Source organism: Streptomyces sp. NPDC006372 (genome assembly GCF_040612515.1).
GTDB lineage: Bacteria > Actinomycetota > Actinomycetes > Streptomycetales > Streptomycetaceae > Streptomyces.
The window spans coordinates 129,794-147,114 of the sequence record NZ_JBEXQJ010000006.1 but is presented as its reverse complement, the minus strand read 5'-3'; the positions used below and the strand labels follow the sequence as shown (position 1 = coordinate 147,114).

General features: G+C 70.6%; 16 protein-coding genes. 9 read left to right on the top strand and 7 right to left on the bottom strand.

Annotation, left to right across the window (positions count from 1 at the left end; all coding sequences use genetic code 11):
- Positions 1-137 precede the first annotated feature (137 nt).
- Positions 138-713: a hypothetical protein gene (locus tag ABZ016_RS13455; RefSeq protein ID WP_356916715.1), complete on the top strand. Its 576-nt coding sequence runs from the start codon at positions 138-140 to the stop codon at positions 711-713.
- 20 nt (positions 714-733) lie between these two features.
- Here the strand turns inward: ABZ016_RS13455 and ABZ016_RS13450 are convergent, their stop codons facing one another.
- Both ABZ016_RS13450 and ABZ016_RS13445 read right to left on the bottom strand, forming a co-directional pair.
- On the bottom strand, positions 734-1,366 hold the full coding sequence (locus tag ABZ016_RS13450) for a hypothetical protein (protein ID WP_356916714.1): 633 nt from the start codon (positions 1,364-1,366) through the stop codon (positions 734-736).
- A 561-nt stretch (positions 1,367-1,927) separates the two neighbouring features.
- Positions 1,928-2,239: a hypothetical protein gene (locus ABZ016_RS13445; protein ID WP_356916713.1), complete on the bottom strand. Its 312-nt coding sequence runs from the start codon at positions 2,237-2,239 to the stop codon at positions 1,928-1,930.
- Between the two features lie 249 nt (positions 2,240-2,488).
- Between ABZ016_RS13445 and ABZ016_RS13440 the strand changes: the two genes are divergently transcribed.
- The 8 genes from ABZ016_RS13440 (at position 2,489) to tcmP (ending at position 11,557) form a co-directional block, all read left to right on the top strand.
- The gene (locus tag ABZ016_RS13440; RefSeq protein ID WP_356916712.1) at positions 2,489-3,229 is read left to right on the top strand and encodes a hypothetical protein; all 741 of its coding nucleotides are present in this window, start codon (positions 2,489-2,491) and stop codon (positions 3,227-3,229) included.
- 176 nt (positions 3,230-3,405) lie between these two features.
- A complete protein-coding gene (locus ABZ016_RS13435; protein WP_356916711.1) occupies positions 3,406-4,941 on the top strand; it encodes a hypothetical protein in 1,536 nt (511 codons plus the stop codon).
- Between the two features lie 239 nt (positions 4,942-5,180).
- Complete coding sequence (locus ABZ016_RS13430) at positions 5,181-6,230, top strand: hypothetical protein (protein WP_356916710.1); 1,050 nt, start codon at positions 5,181-5,183, stop codon at positions 6,228-6,230.
- Between the two features lie 72 nt (positions 6,231-6,302).
- Positions 6,303-6,515, top strand: a complete 213-nt coding sequence (locus ABZ016_RS13425) for a hypothetical protein (protein ID WP_356916709.1) — start codon at positions 6,303-6,305, stop codon at positions 6,513-6,515.
- A gap of 148 nt (positions 6,516-6,663) precedes the next feature.
- Positions 6,664-8,325: a hypothetical protein gene (locus ABZ016_RS13420; protein ID WP_356916708.1), complete on the top strand. Its 1,662-nt coding sequence runs from the start codon at positions 6,664-6,666 to the stop codon at positions 8,323-8,325.
- 213 nt (positions 8,326-8,538) lie between these two features.
- Positions 8,539-9,348, top strand: coding sequence for a hypothetical protein (locus ABZ016_RS13415; RefSeq protein WP_356916707.1), 810 nt, complete (start codon positions 8,539-8,541; stop codon positions 9,346-9,348).
- Entirely contained in the window at positions 9,321-10,250 is a 930-nt protein-coding gene (locus ABZ016_RS13410; protein WP_356916706.1) for a hypothetical protein, read from the top strand. Before ABZ016_RS13415 ends, ABZ016_RS13410 begins: the two co-directional genes overlap by 28 nt.
- A gap of 176 nt (positions 10,251-10,426) precedes the next feature.
- Positions 10,427-11,557, top strand: coding sequence for a three-Cys-motif partner protein TcmP (tcmP, locus tag ABZ016_RS13405; RefSeq protein ID WP_356916705.1), 1,131 nt, complete (start codon positions 10,427-10,429; stop codon positions 11,555-11,557).
- Between the two features lie 45 nt (positions 11,558-11,602).
- On the opposite strand, the gene ABZ016_RS13400 is transcribed toward tcmP, so the two are convergent.
- From ABZ016_RS13400 to ABZ016_RS13380, 5 genes are all read right to left on the bottom strand, one after another.
- On the bottom strand, positions 11,603-12,349 hold the full coding sequence (locus ABZ016_RS13400; protein WP_356916704.1) for a phage Gp37/Gp68 family protein: 747 nt from the start codon (positions 12,347-12,349) through the stop codon (positions 11,603-11,605).
- A 214-nt stretch (positions 12,350-12,563) separates the two neighbouring features.
- Positions 12,564-13,007 (bottom strand): hypothetical protein, encoded by a 444-nt coding sequence (locus ABZ016_RS13395; RefSeq protein ID WP_356916703.1) that lies wholly within the window; start codon positions 13,005-13,007, stop codon positions 12,564-12,566.
- Positions 12,956-13,384, bottom strand: coding sequence for a hypothetical protein (locus tag ABZ016_RS13390; RefSeq protein ID WP_356916702.1), 429 nt, complete (start codon positions 13,382-13,384; stop codon positions 12,956-12,958). Before ABZ016_RS13390 ends, ABZ016_RS13395 begins: the two co-directional genes overlap by 52 nt.
- Positions 13,381-16,026 carry a hypothetical protein gene (locus ABZ016_RS13385; protein ID WP_356916701.1) on the bottom strand — a complete coding sequence of 882 codons (2,646 nt, stop codon included), beginning with the start codon at positions 16,024-16,026 and terminating at the stop codon, positions 13,381-13,383. The genes ABZ016_RS13390 and ABZ016_RS13385 overlap by 4 nt, the downstream gene beginning before the upstream one ends.
- A 923-nt stretch (positions 16,027-16,949) precedes the next feature.
- Complete coding sequence (locus ABZ016_RS13380) at positions 16,950-17,246, bottom strand: helix-turn-helix transcriptional regulator (protein ID WP_356916700.1); 297 nt, start codon at positions 17,244-17,246, stop codon at positions 16,950-16,952.
- Positions 17,247-17,321: the final 75 nt, after the last annotated feature.

Below are 17,321 nucleotides of genomic sequence, written 5' to 3'. Positions count from 1 at the left end.
CCAGCCTTCCGGGATGTCGTGCCGATGGCGTGTCGTCGGCCATGCCGACGGTTACCGCCGCGATGCCCGCCGTGGTCGATGGGCTGTCCGTGTGGCGTGCGCGCAACCGGCGATGTTCTTGAGGAGTTACGCAGGCCATGGCACGTAAACGAAATGACCCCGCGCAGCGGCGGGCCCGGGAGGCCGCGCGCCGGGCTGCGGCCGCCGAACGGATTGGTCCGCGGCCCAAGCACACCCCGCGTCCGCGTAAGCCAGTGTCGCTGTACGACCTCGACCCGCCCGGCGCTTTCTATCGCGAGTGGGCCCGGCCGACAGTCCCCCAGGGCATGAAAGGCGTCCGTCCGATCGATGTGGTGGAGGCCCATTTCGGCCCCGACTCCGGCGAGGCCGACACGATGAGGACTCTCCTGCAGTACGCAGAGATCTACGGCAAGCAGATCCCCGTGGACGCAGCCCGGCATCTGGAGACGCTGGCACGTCTGTCCGGCATGGCCGCCGATGCGGCTGCTGCCCAGAACCTCACCGAGGACGAAGCCGTTGAATCGCTGCACTCCCTGCACTCCCAGGGGCTTTTGCTCGTTGACGATGACGGCTCGGTGTGGCTGACGGTCCCACCTGGGACGCCGTACTCAGCGTCCGACGGCGGGTGGGCTTTCGTGGAGAAGCGCATGGAAGCACCGAAGGCGGCTGTTGCTGCCCTGGACTCGCACTGAGACGCCTGTGGACGCCCACGTCACCACTGCGGTGCCCGGCTCGAACCCGTGCCCGCAGCAGGTGGCAGCGGCATCGGGGCGCCTTCCCAGGCGGCTTTGGCCGCGTTCCACTCCATGAGGAGACGGGCAGGCAGCTCGCGCCGCCCGATGACGCAGGCCGCCAAGGAGTTGACGCGCACGCCCCTGTCGCCGACCCGCTCGACGAAACCGCGGGCGGCAAGCCGGTCGACTGCCTCCAGCACCTCACCAGACGCCAGGTAGTCGAGCGGCATGAGGAAGAAGGCCAGCTGGAAGTTCTTCAGGTTTAGCACGGTCGCCCGCTCCTGTCCCGCTTGTTCCAGCACGAGCCACAGCAGCACCGCAGCCTCGTAGTGAGAGCGGGCCAGCTCCGCGACCACGTCCTTGTGCAGCGACACCACAAGAGTGTCGGCGCAGTCGGGGTCCAGCGGCATGAAGTGACGGTCGGCGGCCGACGGCAGGATGCGGTGCACGGGCACCTGCATGGCCTGTTCGGCGTCCCGGATTCGCCCCCGGTGCAGCTGGGAGCGCCCGGCGCGGTCAGGCGCGCACTTCTCGCCCGGTGCGGCACGGCAGTCCGGGCAGGTCCGGCTGCGGGCCTTCTCCCGGATGGCCGGCGGTACAGTTCGCGTCACGTTTGGCTCACCTTCATGGCGGCTCCTTCAATGATCCGGACTCGTCAGCGGCCCGCGGACAACGGGGTCACGGCGTGCTGGAGCTGGATGGTCAGCAGAGCAGGCAGGACCGTGCTGCTGCTCGCTGCTGGCGGCCGCGGTGCGGGCGATGCGCTGGAGGACTTCGCCACGGGCTCTACAACGCAGCTGGGGAACAGAAGTCACCGCCCGTACCTCCGACGGCGTCAGCCAAGCGAGCCGTCCTTGTGTCCCGCGCCGCCCGCTCCAGTCAGCTGGGTGCCTGACGGGGCTCGGAACCGGAGCCAGGTGGCCCGGAAAACACGAAGGCCGCCGATCTTCGTTGAGGTCTGCACCCTGAGGCACACCGTGCTCGGCTTCATAGCGCCGACCGCCGCAACCTGGGTAGCCGACGCCTCCCGCATCGACGACGTCCTCGCCCGCCGCCCCTGATCCCACAGGGCGTAAGACCGCGCCGCGCACGAGACCAGCAAGGCCGCGGTCGGCGGAAAGCCTGGAGGTCGGCACCCCACGGGCCGGAGGCCGACATCTGCCCCGACCCGCTCAGTTAGCGGTGCGGTGTTCGTCGTCCAAGTGGGCCATGGCGTAACCGTGCTCGTCGGGACGGCCAGCGACGCGGGCCATCACCCACGCGGTCCGAGCGTCCATCCCCTCGCCGAAGTCGGCGGCCAGGCGCCGCGCCTGCCACATCGTGCGCGGGGCGAGCACCCACCGTAGGAGCGGGAACCGGACCCTCCCGGCGCCTGCCGCCGCTGGGCCTGCCCCATCGGGAGCCTTCTCGGACGGGGTAGCGGAAGCGTTCGGGTCGGGCACGGTCGCGAGTCTGACGTCGGCCTTGGCCGTTGTGGCGGCCATCGGGCCGTAGATCACCGAAACGGGCGGTGCCGCAGGGCCGCGATTGACGCTCGAAGAGCGCAGCCAAGGCCCGGTCCGCACGCGGGCCCGATGCCCCTGCGGGTGGCGGTGCGCGGAGCGCGCCTTCGCGGAACACGGCGGCACAAGCCATCGTCCAAGGTGCAAGGGGAGCCGTTCGGGTGGCGCGGTCGTGTCCGCAGGTGCGGGGCGCTCGTTGACCGGCAGGCCAATGAGCAAGGGAGGCCGCCGGTGGGGCGGATCAAGAAGAAGCGCGCAGCGCGTGACGCGCGCCGCCAGCCCGGGGTCCGGTCGCATGCGGCCCCGCCGTTCCCGCAGGCGGAAGTTGAGCGGGTCATGCGGCTGTGGGACCGTGCGATCGACACCGGGCTGATGGCAAGCGGCACGGACGTGAAGTACCACTTCACCCCGGACGGCAAGGTGCTCTCCGTCGCGGTGGGCAGGAGCGGGCAGGTGCTGGCCAACGGCGAACGGCTCACGCCGTCAGTGGCCGAACGACTGCGGGAGCAGATGCCGCTGCTGGCGGGGATGGTCACCTTCTACGAGAACAACCAGCTCGCCGGCCGCGGCCTGGACGGTGCGCCCGATGACGGCGTGCTGCCCCTGCTGCCGCCCTCCGGCCCCGATGCAATGCCGACGGTGGATGAGGAAGCCCTGACCAAGGCTCAGGCCGCCACCGCGGTGCTGGTGCGCCAGGGCAAGGTCGCCGAGCCGGTGGGCGCGATGGTGATTCCAGCCCAGAGGGGCGGAGTACTGTTCGCCGTTGGAGGCCGGGACGGCGAGCTGTACGTCAACGGGCGGCCGTTGACCGGGCAGTGGGCCGACGCGCTGCGGGCCGATGTGCCAGAACTCGCCTCAGACATCGACCGGCTCCAGGCCATGCGCGCGGAGTGGCTGGACAACCCGCCCCAGGACCGGACACTGGCGCTGGCTGGCGGCTGCACCGACCCCAACTGCCACACCTCGCACTGAAACCGTCACCGCTGGCGGGGCGCTGACTGTGTGGCGTTGTCTGCTGGTCGCGGGGTCGGCGGCCACGGCGAGTTCACCGGTCCTGGCCTGTGCGCCGCGTACGGTGAGTTCGCCGTGCACGGCACGGGGAGGGGGCAGGCGGCGGGTATCGGGAACACACCGGGAGGAAGAGCGGGATGACGCAGGACGCGGCGAGCGGGCTGGACGAACGGGTGCCAGGACGCCGGTGGACTGTGCGCCTGAACGCCGCCAGCCGGGGCAGTGCGGCCGTGCGCATCTCGTGCAGCCGCCCCGCCTGCGCCGAGCAGCGTCTGCCGTCCGCGGCCGCCGGCCGCGCGGCCGCCATCGCTCACCTCAGAGCCCACCTGCGCGCCGCTCCCGCCCCCAGGGCTGGGGCGTACTGCGCATGCAGGGCCGAGGGCTGCCACACCCATCTGCCCGACACTGGTCGGCATGCGCGTGCCGAAACCTGGCGATGCGGCGGCCCAGTGGTCCTGGCCGTGATCACCGACCGGGAAGGACGGTGGTGGCACGCCATGGAGTGCTGCTCGCGGTGCGCGGCCGCCACCCCCGGAGCCAAAACCGTGGCCACCTCCCAGGCGCCCGGGCCGCAGACCACCGACCACCCGGCCCCCGCAACCACGGCCACAGGCGCGGGCACTCCGCAGTTCTCCGACCGCCAGGCCGTGGCCGGGACGGGGCTACCGGCTCCCCGCTTGGCACCTGCGCAGCGCCGCCCACCACAGGTGAAGATCGCCCAGCGTGTCGTCCCCCACAACCTGCGGCCCGTCGCCCTGCGAGACGAGCTCATCGAACTCGGTGACCTCTTCCGCGCCTACCAGCAGCGCACCGAGCCCGACCTTGCGCTCCTCGCCGACCTCCACGAGCGCAAGGCACGGGCCTTCACCACCTGGGCCGAAGTCAGTGGCATCGTGAGCCTGCGACTGGAGGCCCGGCGCGCCGAGCAGGCCGCCACCGCCGCCCGCTTCCAGCACCAACAGCGCACCGGCGGCATCGGGGACAGTGACGAGCCGGCCGTGTCGCGCCTGTTGACCATGCCGACACAGGGGGACCACGCGCGCTCTGTCCTCGCGTACGTGGCCGACCACAGCCCGCTGCCCGGCCCGGAGGCACGGCTGCTCGTGCTGATGCTGGCCCTGCGCACCGCGCACACCGGCACCGGCAACCTCGTAGGCCAGGACCTCACCGCTCTGGGCCTGACCGACCCGGAGGACCTGGTCGAGAAGCTGACCGGCTGCGGCTGGCTCACCCTGCCCGGCACCGCCGATGACCTGCTCGCCTCCCGGCCCGAGAACCCCACCCCGATCACCGTCCCCTCCCTGGTGCCCCACGAGGACAAGGCGAGCCCTTTCACGTTCGGCAAGAAAATGCGGGCCAAACTCTCCGGCTGGGCCCAGAAGGTCATTTCGGACAAGAAGCTCCGCAAGGCCAAGGCCACCGCCGACACCCGGCTGCTCGCACTGACGCTGGCCACCCAGACCGACGCCTCAGGGATCCTCGGTCAAGGCGGCCAGGGCATCGCCTTGAACGCTCTCACCGCATGGGTCCCGGTCGATTCCGGCGAGCTGCAGCACCTGGTCGACCAGCTGACACAAGCGGACTGGCTCACCGACACAGCCCTCACCGATGCCCAGCTCACCGGGCAGCTGACCGAACGCGTGCTCCCGCTCACCTGTCCCCTCCGGGCTTGAACCACAGGGCCCGTCCGAGTGAACCGGTGACGGTGTCGTCCGTGCCCGGCCGTGGTTGTGCTGGATGCTGGGGAACTGGCCCGAGGCGGGCCACGTTCCGACCGCCGCCCGATCCGGCGTACCGGAACGCAAGGAGCGTGGCATTGCACCGGCCTGCACCACCGTGATCACACCCAGCAGCTCGTCAGAGTTCGCCGGCGTGCCGGGATCGGGCCGAGGCGCGTCAGGAAGGCACTGTCGTGAGCGACCGCTCCTCGTGGGAGTCCCGCAAGCTCCGCTACTGGGCCGAGTGCAGTGGGCAGTCCCGCCGCGCCGGCCTTCGAAGCAGCCACCCGGCGCCCGCGGCCGCGCCTGCGCAGGCGCGGCTGGAGAGCCGCGTCCTCGAGCAGCTGGGCACCTCCCCGAGTCTGTGCGCGCACCCTTTCGGCATCGCCTCACTGACCAGCGCCACCACGTCCCTCACCCTGCACCTCGACGCCTACATGGGCCAGGAGCGGTACTCCTTCCCCGAGCACTGTCTGAGTCGTCTGCTGCCCGCGACTCCCTCACCGGGCAGCGGGGACGATGTGCCCGGCATCCCCGGCCTGCGGGTGAGCGGCATCGATTCCAGCGGCCGACAGCTGCACCTGCATACGGTGAGAGACCCAGGGCACGCGGCAACAATCGTGCTCGTTCTGCCCCGTGGGCTGGCGGAGGGCTGGACCGATGTCGAGCGCCGGCACCGGCACTGGTACGAAGACAACGGGCTGCGACCGCTGTGGACGGCCCCGCAACTCGATCCCGTGGAATCCGACTTCCTCAACGCCTACCCCCTGACTGAACGCTCGCGAGCCAGGCGGGCTGCGGTGGGCAGCGCTCTGCTCCGGCGTATCGCGCTCTTCCACACCGTCACCGCGTTCTACCGTGTCCAGTGCTGGGACGACGGAGACAGCTGGAAGATCGACGCCCGTACCGCCCACCCTCGGGCCCTGTGGCACGACCAGCTCCTGCAGCGGCTGTGCCACCCGCGCTGGGGCCTGCCCGTGCACGTGGCCCACCGGTTCTGCCACTGCGCCGAACCGGACGTCCCCTACCAGTGGGGCCACACCTGCGCCTTCTACTTCGAGAGCGACGACGAAGACGACCGCATCTATCTCCGCGTCCACGCCAGCCCGGAAGGACGCGACTATGACCGGCAGATCGAGACGCTGCGTCAGGTGGGAGCATCGCAGGACTGCATGGCCCGAGCTTTTCCACCGCGCTCTGTCCAGCACCACGACCAGCACCATCAAGCGGAACAAGTGCGGTAGCGGCAGGTTGGCTCACCGACCGAGGGAAGGCGACTCATGCCTGGACCGGATTTGCCGTCGGCGGCGGATCCCATGACCGCGGAAGTGTTGCTCAGCGGGTGGCCTACCGGCGCGCAGAAGGTGGAACTTCTTCACGGCGTGCTCGTCTTCGTCGGCGATTTCGACGAACGTGACCTGGAGACGGCGCGGCGTACCTATCCGGGCCGTCGTCCGGTGCTGAATGCCGACGGCGGCCTGGATGTGCATCCGGCCGGAGCGGGCGATCCGACGCCCCTGCTCACGTAGGAAGGCGGGTGACCCATCTCAATTGCCCTTGTGCTGCCGCCCGGGAGCAGAACGCGGGTCAGGGCTGTTGTCAGTGGCCACCCGTACTCTCGCCTTGGGGCTGTGACGGTTCTGAGCCGGAGGCATGATGGTCAGGGATTCACGCCGTGTGCAGACAGCGGTGCTCGACAACGCCGACTCTGAAGACCCGGTCGAACTTCCCACCGACGCAGTCGACCTCGAGCTGTTCCGCCGCGGCCATGTGGGCCGCACCTTCTGGTGCGGGGTGTGGCTGGGCGGCTGCGGAGGCCGGCTGACGACCAGGCTCTGCACGGACAAGATCTGCCACTTCGCGCATGTTCCGGACCCCGATGCCCCCGACTCCCCATGCCGCAGGACAAGTTCGAGGTCCTCCGGATCGGGCAGCGCCGACCACCTCTACGTCAAGGCCGCCGTGGCTGACTGGATGGCCCGTCACGGCCTCAGCGGCGACACCCGCATCCTGCGCGACCCGGCCGGAGAGGTCAGGCTGGGCGCCCAGATCACCGCAGAGCCCAGCGGACACAAACCCCTGCGCTTCATCCTCGACCCCTCCGCACTGCGGGTCCCCGGCGAGTTCGACGCCGGCACGGTGTTCGGCCTGGACATCGAGCCGGACCCGCGCCTCCTGCGCGAGCAGGGCTACGTGCACCGGGTGCGTTGTGTGTCCGAAGGGGCTCACCGCAAGGTGCAGTTCGGCACCCAGAGCAGCGACGGCGCGGTCGACTGGTACGACTTCACCGCAGACAACGTGCATCTGGCGCCCGATGGGCTGTCCACTCGGGCAGCCACGGAGATCCGGCGCCGGCGCAGCCACACCGTGCCGATCGGTGCGCACGCACGCGACTTCCCCGCGAAGACCCCCGCCGCGTCCACGCCGTCCACGGCAGTACCGGACACGCCCGAGGACCGCACCGAGCTGGTGAAAGCGCTGCGCGAGGCCCTGGCTGGCCGCGTAAGCGTGACGCCACTGCAACGCTGCCTGGACCGGCTCGAAGCAGCCACCCGGCAGGGAGCTACCGCCCAGGAGAACGAACTCATCCGGCAGGCCTCCGACGTGCTGCTGCGCCTGCGCCGCGGCGTCGGCGCTGCCGCACCGGCCCGGCCACAGCGGAAGAAGCCGAACCGCCCGTTCCCCGCACCCGCCGCTGCCGCAGTGCCTGCCGGGAAGACAAGCACCCGCCCGGCGAAGAACGGGCCGCGCCAGGAGCGGCAGGCCCGTCGCGCGGCGGTCCGCCAGGCGAGGAACATCCTGCAGCGCCTCACCCAGCCCGTGTCTCTCTCCGATGCCGAAATGCAGCAGATGGGACGGGACCTCGCCGCGGCGCTGAATACCGCCGGGGACAAGCTCCTGCCGAGCGAACGCCGCAAGGCACTAGCCTGGATCGACCACCCGACCCAGCCGGAACTCGCCCGTACCCCCTTCGAGCGCGACGCCCTGGCCCCGGACCACCTGCGCTCCGCCGCCACCGCCGTTCGTGGTGCGCTGAAGAAGGCTGCCCGTGCGCAGGCCACCACCAGCTGGAGCAGGCTGCAACGTCAGCTCGGCTCGGCACTGCCCCGCATGACCGCTGCCGAACGCATCTTGGTCCTCACCCTCGTCGACCAGCAGACGCCGAAAGGCCAGCCTCTGCTGTCGAGCCTGGTCGCCGCAGGTGATCCCGGCATGGCGGCGTCCTACCGCGAGGTCGCTGCCGCACTGGGACTGGAAGTTCCCGCAGACGACGACGAACTGCGTGACGTCCTGGAAGCCGACGTGCAGCAGGTCCACCACCACTGGCACCGCCAGTAAGCGCGCGGCCGCCAGACCCGCCTGGACACTACGCACCAGGCATCTGAAGGCCATGCAAGGAGTCGGCTTCGCAAATCGCGCCCCGCTCGGGCCCGGGTGCGCCGTACGGTCGCTTCTACGGCTGGCGACCGGGCGGTGACGCCGGGTCAAGGGTTGGGAGGGGAACTGAGGATGGTCAATGCCCGTACGTACCCGCTGTGGCGGGATCTTGCGATGAGCGAGGACCTCCCCAAGGAAGCCCTCAAGACGGTGGTCGAATCTCTGTGCGCCCCTGCGATCAGCCGCGACGGCATCGATCTCCAGGCCGACCGGTGGCGGGAGGAGGCCCTCAAGGCGGCACTGCCCGCGCTGCTGGCCCGGACCTCTGCCAAGCGGCTGCGGAACCGGCTGCTGGTGCAGGCCGACGAGAAGATGCTGGCCGCCCTGGCGGCCGACGGCACGGTGACCATCGCTGACCTGCCCGCCATCCTGCGCACCCGCCGGGTCTGGGCCGGACTGGTCGCCGGTCTGGCACGACACCCCGACCAGGTCGAAGCGGCGATCGCTCTCCTGCCCCGCCTCCCCGGTCACGAGGTGGAGCGGGTCGTCCGGGACTGGGATCTCGACCGCTACACCCGCACCCAGGAGACCGCGCCGGTTCCGCCTCTGCCGCAGGCACTGTTCGACGCCGTCCTGGAAGCCTGCCTCACCCCGCTCGCTGCGTACCTCCTTCACCCGGAGCCCGAAGAGGGCTGGGAGGCCGTGTCCGCGTTCTCGAAGGACTGGTCGCTGGAGCTGGGCGGCCGCGACGGCTGGGCGATGCTGGCACGGTGTCCCCAGCGGTGGGCGCAGCTCACCGCGCACCCCGTGTTCGGGGCGGCTGTCCAGCACCTGCTGCTGGACCAGGCCGAGACGCAGGCCCTCGAGGACGCCCGGTTCCGCGCCGCCGACCCGGATGGCGAGGAACTCCCCGCCGACCCGGCTCCCGCTCTCAGCGAGGATTTGCTGCCCCCGAATTGGCCGACCTGCCCAACCCGCAGGTGACCGCCCGCCGGACCCTGCACCACATCGCAAACCGCGTCCGCAACAACCCGCGCCTGGTCGACCTCGCCGCCGACCAGCTGCACGCGGCCGCCGACGCTCTCGTCACCCGCGGCCAGCTGCTCACCTGGTCCGGCAAGCAGGAGGGCGACCACGAGTTCGACGGCCGCGTCCTCCGCCTCGCCGAGGACCTGGCCCTCCTCAGCGCCAACCCCGACCACCTCGCCGGGGCCTGCGTCCAGCTCGCCCGGCTGGATCAGCCCGCCGTCGTCTCCCCCAAGCCGAGCCGGGCCCTGATCCGCGTCATCGACAATGCCGATCCCGACAACGACCGCCCGGCCCGGCTTCTGGAACGCCACTACGAGCACCGCCGGGTCCAGACCCTGGCCACCCTCGCCGCCAATCTGCACACCCCGCACACCGCCGTCGCCGACGTCCTGAACGGGCTGCACCCCGCCGAACTTGCCTGGATCGCCGAGAAGGCCGACGGCCCCAACTGGTTCCTGGCCGCGGCGGCTGCCGTTCCGGTACCCGAAGACGAGGACGACGGTGTGGTGCGGCTGCTGGACGACGATGAACTCGGCAAGCACCCCGACCCCGCGGCCGTCCTGCAGTCCTGGCTCGACTCCCCCGCCACCGGTGAGATCTTCTCCAGCTCCGAGGTCTACCGCGCCGTCGTGAAATCCCGCTACCGCACCCTGGAGCACCTGCGCCAGATCCCCGCCGACGAAATCCTCGCCCGCCACGAACCCGAACTCGCCCTGAAGATCCTGCTGGACCACTGCGGGCGCAGCACCGACCGGTGGGAGGCCCTCGCCGCCGCCATGACCTTCGACTACGACGGCGAGAAGATCACCTTCGGAGAGCTCCTCGACTCCCTGGCCGGCGCGACCGCGGAAACGTAGAGGGGGGAGCAGCACAGCGTCACGGCGCTCCTCACACGCGGGCACGGCCAGGGCCTCTTGCTCTGTTCCCACCGGTGCCTCACCATCTGTGATCAGACAACTACGGCGAACCTAGGGGTGGGGCGATGTCGTCGGGTACAGGCGGGGATTACTGGGCGGACAAAGCACTACCCAGCGTGTTCAAGCACGATCTCCTCAAGCGGTATCTGCCGCAGTTCGGCGGGATGACGGGCACGCATTCCCACGACAAGCGCGTCGTCTACCTAGACGGATACGCAGGTGAGGGCCGCTATGAGAACGGCGACCCAGCGTCCGCGGAGATCGCCCTGAAGGTCGCTTCGTCCCTGCGTCACAAGCCCGGGCTCACGTTGGAGTGCTTCTTCTCCGAACCTCAGGCGAAGTCGTTCGACCGTTTACACGAGGTCGTCCAGCACTATCTGGCTCGCGGTGTACGGGCGCATGCTCATCGCGGTGAGGTCGACGGTGTTCTTGACCAGGTCGTTCAGCGGGCTGTCCGGGAGCCGCTGTTTCTCTTCCTGGACCCGTGCGGGCTTGTTCTGCCGCAGGACCGCCTTGTCGATGTCCTCGCGCGTAAGCGTCCGCAGAAGTGGCCTCCGACTGAGCTGTTGATGAACTTCAGCATGATGGCCGTGTGGCGTCTGGGTGGGCACGTCCGCTCCCCGAAGGGCAACGAGAAGTCGCTCCAGCGGTTCGACGACGTGTGCGGCGGGACCTGGTGGCGGGAGTACTTCGCTGATGCGGTGGCTTCCCGTCACCAGGACGGCGCGGCCGAGGATGCGATCGAGGCGGTGGCGGCCGAGTACGCCCGCCGTCTGGAGCGGCGTACCGGGATGCTCGTGCAGTCGGTGCCGGTGTCGCACTCGCCGCGCAAGCGGGCCGTGTACCGGCTGGTGTTCGCCACCCGTAGCCCGTATGGGCTGTGGGTGTTCGGCGACACCGTTGCCCGGGCCCGGGCAACGTGGTGGGAGACGCTGGAGGAGCGTGAAGAGGACGACGCGCTGTTCTCCGTGGCCTCGGTGACGCGCCCGGATCCGAAGGAGGTCGAGGCCAAGGCGGTGCCGGAGATCGCTGAGAACCTTGCGAAGCTTCTGGCACGGACCCGGCGGCCGGTCAAGCTCGTCGACCACACGCTGGAGGTCTTCGGGTCCTTCTACGGGCAGATCACCGAGCCGGTGGTGCGCAAAGCGGTACAACGTCTGCACGAGCAGGGCGGGACGCCCAGCAACGGCGTGGGTGTGAAGAAGACCCGGGAGATCACCCTGTACCCCGGCAACCTCGCGGCCTGATGTTGGGCCGGGCCTGACCATGCCCGGCCACAACGAACAGTTCGGTCAGGCCGCGACCCGCATCGGCATCTGGTCCCAGGTCCGGCCCTCCAGCAGGCGGCCGCCGGCCTTGGGGGTGCGCCCGCCCCACTGCTTGAAGAAGAAGGCGACGCCCGCGTCCTGGCAGGTGTCGCGGATCCCGGTCACCCAGACTTCGTCCAGCGGACGGTGGCGCGGGCCGGACTCGCCCCCGGCGATGACCCAGTGGATGCCGTCCAGCCTGAGGCCGGGAAGCGGCCCAAGCAAAGGTTCGCAGGACAGGAACCGCACGGCCGCCGGGACCTGGCGGAGGTCGTCGACGCGGGACAGCTCGTTCTCGGTCTCTACCGAGACGCCCATCCAGAGGTTGCCCGGCCAGTCCAGCTTCGGCGCGACCTGGCGCAGGCGACGGGCCCGCTTGGTGAGGACCTGGTACGTGTGCTGCGGTGTGTCCGCCATGACCTGGAAGACCTGCCGGACGAAGTCGAGGGGGACACGGGCGTGGAAGAGATCCGACATCGAGTTCACGAACACCACTCGAGGGCTCTTCCATCCGTACGGGACGTCCAGGGCGTCGGGGTGCAGCGTGACGCCGAACCCAGGCCCGGAGGTGCGGGGGTCACCGTCGTTCTGGTACTTCGCCGCCCCCATTGCCTTCAGGCGTTTCGCCAAGGCGAGGGCGTAGCAGTTGTCACAGCCGGAAGAGACACGATCGCAACCGGTGGTCGGGTTCCATGTTGCCTCGGTCCACTCGATGGCGCTACGGTCGCTCACCGCATTCCTCCTGCTGTCGTGCACGCGGCCCCGCTGTCCAAGGCGACCACACTGTGCTGGCTAACGATGCCGCCCCGACCGGGACACCGGGGCCCGGATACCCGTATCCGCACGCATTCGATCGCTTCTCGTAACTTCAAAATTCGAACCTCCGTTTGAGAACTTAGTAGTTGGAACCAACCGCGTCGATGCCGACCTCCTACAGCCGCGCTACTCACGCCGTGGTCCGCAGCGCAGCCGACTGCGGGACGGCGACTGCCGTCCCGGCTTCCCGGGCAGCGCGTTCCGCCCTGGCCCGGCGCAGGGCGGCGGCCTCGGTGGCCGCGGCCTGGCGGCGGCGCTGTGCACGGCTCACCTCGATCGAGGCCGGCGCGTCGTCCGGGACGACGTCCGGCTCCGGGAACGCACGACGGCTCAGCTCCCGCATCGCCGCCGTCTGCCGCTCCACCGCTTCCGCGATGGCCGGGTTCACCCTCGACGGCCGGACGGCCTGGCGGTGCGCTTCGATGGCGCGGCGGTAGCCGTCCGGTGGGGTCCGTCGCTGCACCGGCGCGACGGGCACGGTCGGCGCGTTCGGGTCATCGGCCGCCGTGGCGGGGCCGGCCTTCACGGGTGCGGGCGCCAGGACGTGCAGCGTGCGGACGTTCGCGCCCTGCACCTTCTCGTTGGCGGCAACTTCGGCGCGCTCCAGCGTAGCTTCGTGCCGTACGCGGGGGCGAGGTCCAGGCGGCCGGTGTCCGCGTCGAACGCCACGGCCTGGACGTGCCCGGCGAGCTCTGGCGCGGCTGCGGCGAGGATGTCGTCGAACTGGGCAAGGACGCTGCCGCCGGCGGCCGGGGCGACCATGCCGCGCTCGGTCATCATCATGCTGATCGCGCTGCCGAGCCCGAGCGGCTCGCGGCCGTCCCGGCGTACGACGGTGCCGGTGCGCCGCTTCGGCTTCTTCGTGTGGGTGGCGCCGTTCTTCTTGGCTGCCTCCCGGGCCGCGACCAGGGCCTGGCGCGCGAGGTTGACCCCGCTCAGCTCGGTGCTCACGCGATCACCGCCCCGGCCGTACAGCCGTCCAGCGAGCGCGTGGCGAGCCTGGTGAGCCGGTCCGTCCACGGCGCGGGCGCGGTCGACTCGGCCCGGGCCGCCGCCTGCTGCTTGCGCAGCTGCTCCAGCCGCACCGTCAGCAGGTACTCGGCCACGCGCTCCCGGGCCGCGTCGGCGGCCTTCGTCGCGGCGGCGATGGCGTCCGCGCCGTTCGGGTTGTGCTGGAACCAGGGGCGGCCCTGCCCTGCCTTGTACGCCCGCCGGGCCTCGGCTTCGGCCTCCTCGGTCCGGCCCAGCATCGCCAGGGCGTTGTCCTGGTACTCCTGGACGGCCTGCTGTGCGGTCTGAAACGCGGCGAATGCGTATGCGTCCTCAGCTGCCTCCGGGTTGGCCTCCAGGGCGGCCACGTCGGTGATCTGCAGGAACTCCTGCCACGCGTTGGCGATGCTGTTGCCGATGGCCGTCCGGGCCCCGGCAATGACGGCCGCGACGTTGCCCGGGTCGGTCAGGTCGGCGGACCAGGCTGCTGCCAGGAGACCGGCCTCACCGATCAGGGTCTCGGTCTGACGGCGGTGGTCGCACGCCTCGCACAGTCCGGCCGCCTGGTTCTGCCCGCAGTCCTCGCACGGCAGGGTCTGGCGCACAGCGTCGGCGGCGGCCGCGGCCTCACGTTCGCGCTCCGCCCGCTCCTGGGCAGCCGCACGGGCGGCATCGCGGCGGGCCTGCTCCGCGCGGGCCTGCTTGCGCCGCCGCACGAGGCCCTCCGCCTCGATGGCCGCCTGCTCGCGCAGCCGCTCATCGAGGACCCGGCGGCGCTCGCCCTCACTCCGACCGGGCAGCTCCCGGTCGACCTCCGCCGCGATCTTGGCCCGCCGGGCACGCCGGATGTGGAGCACGTTGCCGCAGTTCTCGCACTCCCTGCCGATGTCCAGCCGGATCCCGTCGTCACAGCGCCGGTCCGTGCACGCCTGGCGCTGCACCAGGCCCCGCCGGATCAGCCACGGGTACGGCCGGTCGACCAGGGCCTCGCCGCCGGTCTCCTTCAGCCGGTCGGTGAGCCGGTCGGCCAGCAGCCGCGCCGCCGCCTCCGGCTGCTCCAGCATGCCCGCCAGCCGCTTCACCTCCGCCTTCGCGGCCGCCTCGACCTGGTCCTGCTGCCAGCCGGACAGCCGCTCCCAGAGCCCGGACACCGGCCCCAGAGCCACCCGCAGACCAAGATCAGCCGGAAGGCCACCCCTCCCCTGCTGCTGCGTCTTGTGCCAACCCACGGCCTTCAGCCGGCCACCGGCCTCAGCCCCGGCAGCACGCTGCCCACCCCGCTCATCGACCGAGGACTCCTTCGGCTTTTCCCCGCGCAGCGGGCCGCCCTCAGCCACCGGCTGGGTCGACTCGGCAACAGTGGTCTCGCCGTCGGCGGCCTGGTCCTCGCGCGCGCACGCGCGCTCCGGCCGACGGCCTTCAGCCCCACGGCCTTCGCCGGAAAAGCCACAAGAGAGTTGCGGAGGAACTACGGGAGTAACCACAGAAGCGTGGTCTGCGTGGAGCTCTGCACCATCGGGACGCTCCTGAACCGCCGCATCCCCAGCGCGCTCAGCACCGCCGATCCCAGAGGTACCAAGGGCACCGGCCACATCAGCGGGAGCATGATCTCCGCACGCACCATCAGGACGCGCCGAAAACTCAGGCTCGGGCCCCTGAACAGCCTCCACAGAGGCCAGGGTGCGGCCGTACGCGCGGGCGACCGGCAGCAGCATGACCTTGCCCCGGCCGTTCATCCGCGTCGACCTCGCCTTGCGCTGCCGCGCCACGACACCGGCCTCCGTCAACCGGGCCAGGACCTTCCGCGCCCCGGACGGCGAGCAGCCCAACAGCCGCGCCAGCGTCGCCGCCCCACGCCCCTCCTTCTTCCTGATCGAGCCGCCGCACAGCTGCAGCCAGCCCGATGCCCGCGTGTTCAGCACCATCAGCAGCAGCCCGAGCCGATCGGTCGCAGCCCCCTTGCCCGTACGGCCGGCCAGCAGCCCCGGCGGCGTCGCCTCCCGGTTCTCCGGCGTCCAGCCGTGCCCGAACAGCGCCTCGAGGAGGCGCAGCAGCGTCGACAGCTCCGCCTTCGTCAGCGCCAGCGGGTGCCCCGCTCCCCCGCCGTGGTGGGCGTTCCACAGCGGCATGACCAGGCAGTCCAGCCCGGTCGGGTGCCCCTTCGCGTCCCTCACCACACGGGTCCGCAGCGCGCCCGAGCCACGCAGCACAGGCAGCACCTTGTGGTGAACGGTCGACTCCTTCACGCCCATCCACCGGCCAAGCTCCGAGCCCCAGATGGAGGTCTGGAGGTCGTTCTTCTCGCCCTGCGGTGCCCGCGACTTCGCGTACAGCACCACCACCGCCAACTTCGGCGCATCCTTCAACCCAGCAATCGACGGGTCCGACAGCAGCGTCTGGACTGCGGCGAGCAGCCGCAGCCGCATCTTCCGACCGAGGCGCAGCGGGTCCTCTAGACCACTGTCGCCCGGCTGCCCGGAGGTCGGCACCGACGGCAGCCCGTTCCGCTGCCCGGGAAGCATCAGGGCGTCATCGGCGGAGGTGTGGACGCCCTCCCAGAGAGGGCGGTCCAGCGCGGCGGCCGGTGCCGCCAGGACGCTCATCGGTCCACCGCCCGAACAGGAGCGGTGAGGGCCGCAAGAGCTGTAGCCGCCTGTGCCGTCATCGGGCCGATGTACACGCCAAAGCGGACACCCCCCGGAGTAGCCAGAACTCGCGATTCGTCCTTCACCCGCCGACCTTGCGCCGGGCGGCCTGTGGGCAGAGGCCGCTCAGCCCGGATCACCCCCGAAGCTCCCGCCCGGCGGGCAACAATCTCGGAACCCGTCCCGCCACACGGGACGTGGTCTTCGCGGACGTCGCCGCCGACGGGGCTGTCAACGACCTCCGAGACGGGGTGCACGAGCGATACGGCAGACACCGTGACCGTGCTCACCGATGCGCCCCGGAAGGGGTCGTTCTTGTAGCTTCCTGCCAGAAATTCAACTTCCGGTACGAACTGGAAAAAGACGGATGAACCGAATGCCGATCCCGTCACACGGGAAGATCGCCGCGCCTGAACCGGTGCGAAACGGACAGGGTCAAGCTGACAGGGGACATCACTCTCGGGCACTATGAGAAAGACCTGCTCTCCATAGCTGGACCGACCCGAGCCCCTCCGGGCTGGACGGCCAGATATGCGGATGGGTTGGGATCGCCCCCTTCGTGAGAAGCGGGCGGACACCGACCGGGCGGGGGGAGATTTCTCCTCTCTCTTGGTTTCTGCTGAACCGCGAAGCCCCTGTGGTGGGGGCCCGCGGGTGATGCGGATCGGACGGAGCGGCTGTGGTGGCCGCAGCGGCCGGTGGTGGTGGCCCTGGTAAGGGGCCGATTCAGGTAGAGCGGCTCGGTGAGCCGCAGCTCAGGACCGGCGGCAACCGGGCCCTGAGTGGCCGACGCGGGTGGTTAAGCCGGTCGGTAGACGGGCCGCGCGAGGCCAGCGGGTGGTTAGTCCGCTTCTTGGCGCGCGCGGTCGATGGCCACTAGGTCATCCCGACCCCCCTTCGGAGGCCGGCGTCGGCATGCCCTCATCCAGCTCAGCGGCTTCGGGGAAGCGCTCCGCGAGTCGCTTGAGCAGGTGAATGTAGACCGCGCGGTGGGGCCGCCGAGGGTGGGTCTGGCCTAGCTCCCAGCGGGCTACAGCCAGGCGTTTCACGCCCACAGCGTCCGCGACTTCCTGCTGGGTGAGCCCCGCAGCGAGGCGCAGCTGCTGCCGCACGCGCGGCGTCGGCAGAACGTCGTCGAGGAGAGCGTTGACCCGTTGCATGGGATCCGCGTCGGACATGCCCCAACCTCTCATGATCACTGAATCCCTGAAAGATACACCACGGGATCGATCTTGACCGCCATGCAGCGATAC

What these genes read in the sequence shown, in the direction of transcription:
- ABZ016_RS13425 (WP_356916709.1), top strand. Translation starts at nt 6,303, where the DNA reads ATGACCGCGGAAGTGTTGCTCAGCGGGTGGCCTACCGGCGCGCAGAAG.
- ABZ016_RS13415 (WP_356916707.1), top strand. Translation starts at nt 8,539, where the DNA reads ATGAGCGAGGACCTCCCCAAGGAAGCCCTCAAGACGGTGGTCGAATCT.
- ABZ016_RS13445 (WP_356916713.1), bottom strand. Translation starts at nt 2,239, where the DNA reads ATGGCCGCCACAACGGCCAAGGCCGACGTCAGACTCGCGACCGTGCCC.
- ABZ016_RS13385 (WP_356916701.1), bottom strand. Translation starts at nt 16,026, where the DNA reads ATGAGCGTCCTGGCGGCACCGGCCGCCGCGCTGGACCGCCCTCTCTGG.
- ABZ016_RS13380 (WP_356916700.1), bottom strand. Translation starts at nt 17,246, where the DNA reads ATGTCCGACGCGGATCCCATGCAACGGGTCAACGCTCTCCTCGACGAC.
- ABZ016_RS13435 (WP_356916711.1), top strand. Translation starts at nt 3,406, where the DNA reads ATGACGCAGGACGCGGCGAGCGGGCTGGACGAACGGGTGCCAGGACGC.
- ABZ016_RS13455 (WP_356916715.1), top strand. Translation starts at nt 138, where the DNA reads ATGGCACGTAAACGAAATGACCCCGCGCAGCGGCGGGCCCGGGAGGCC.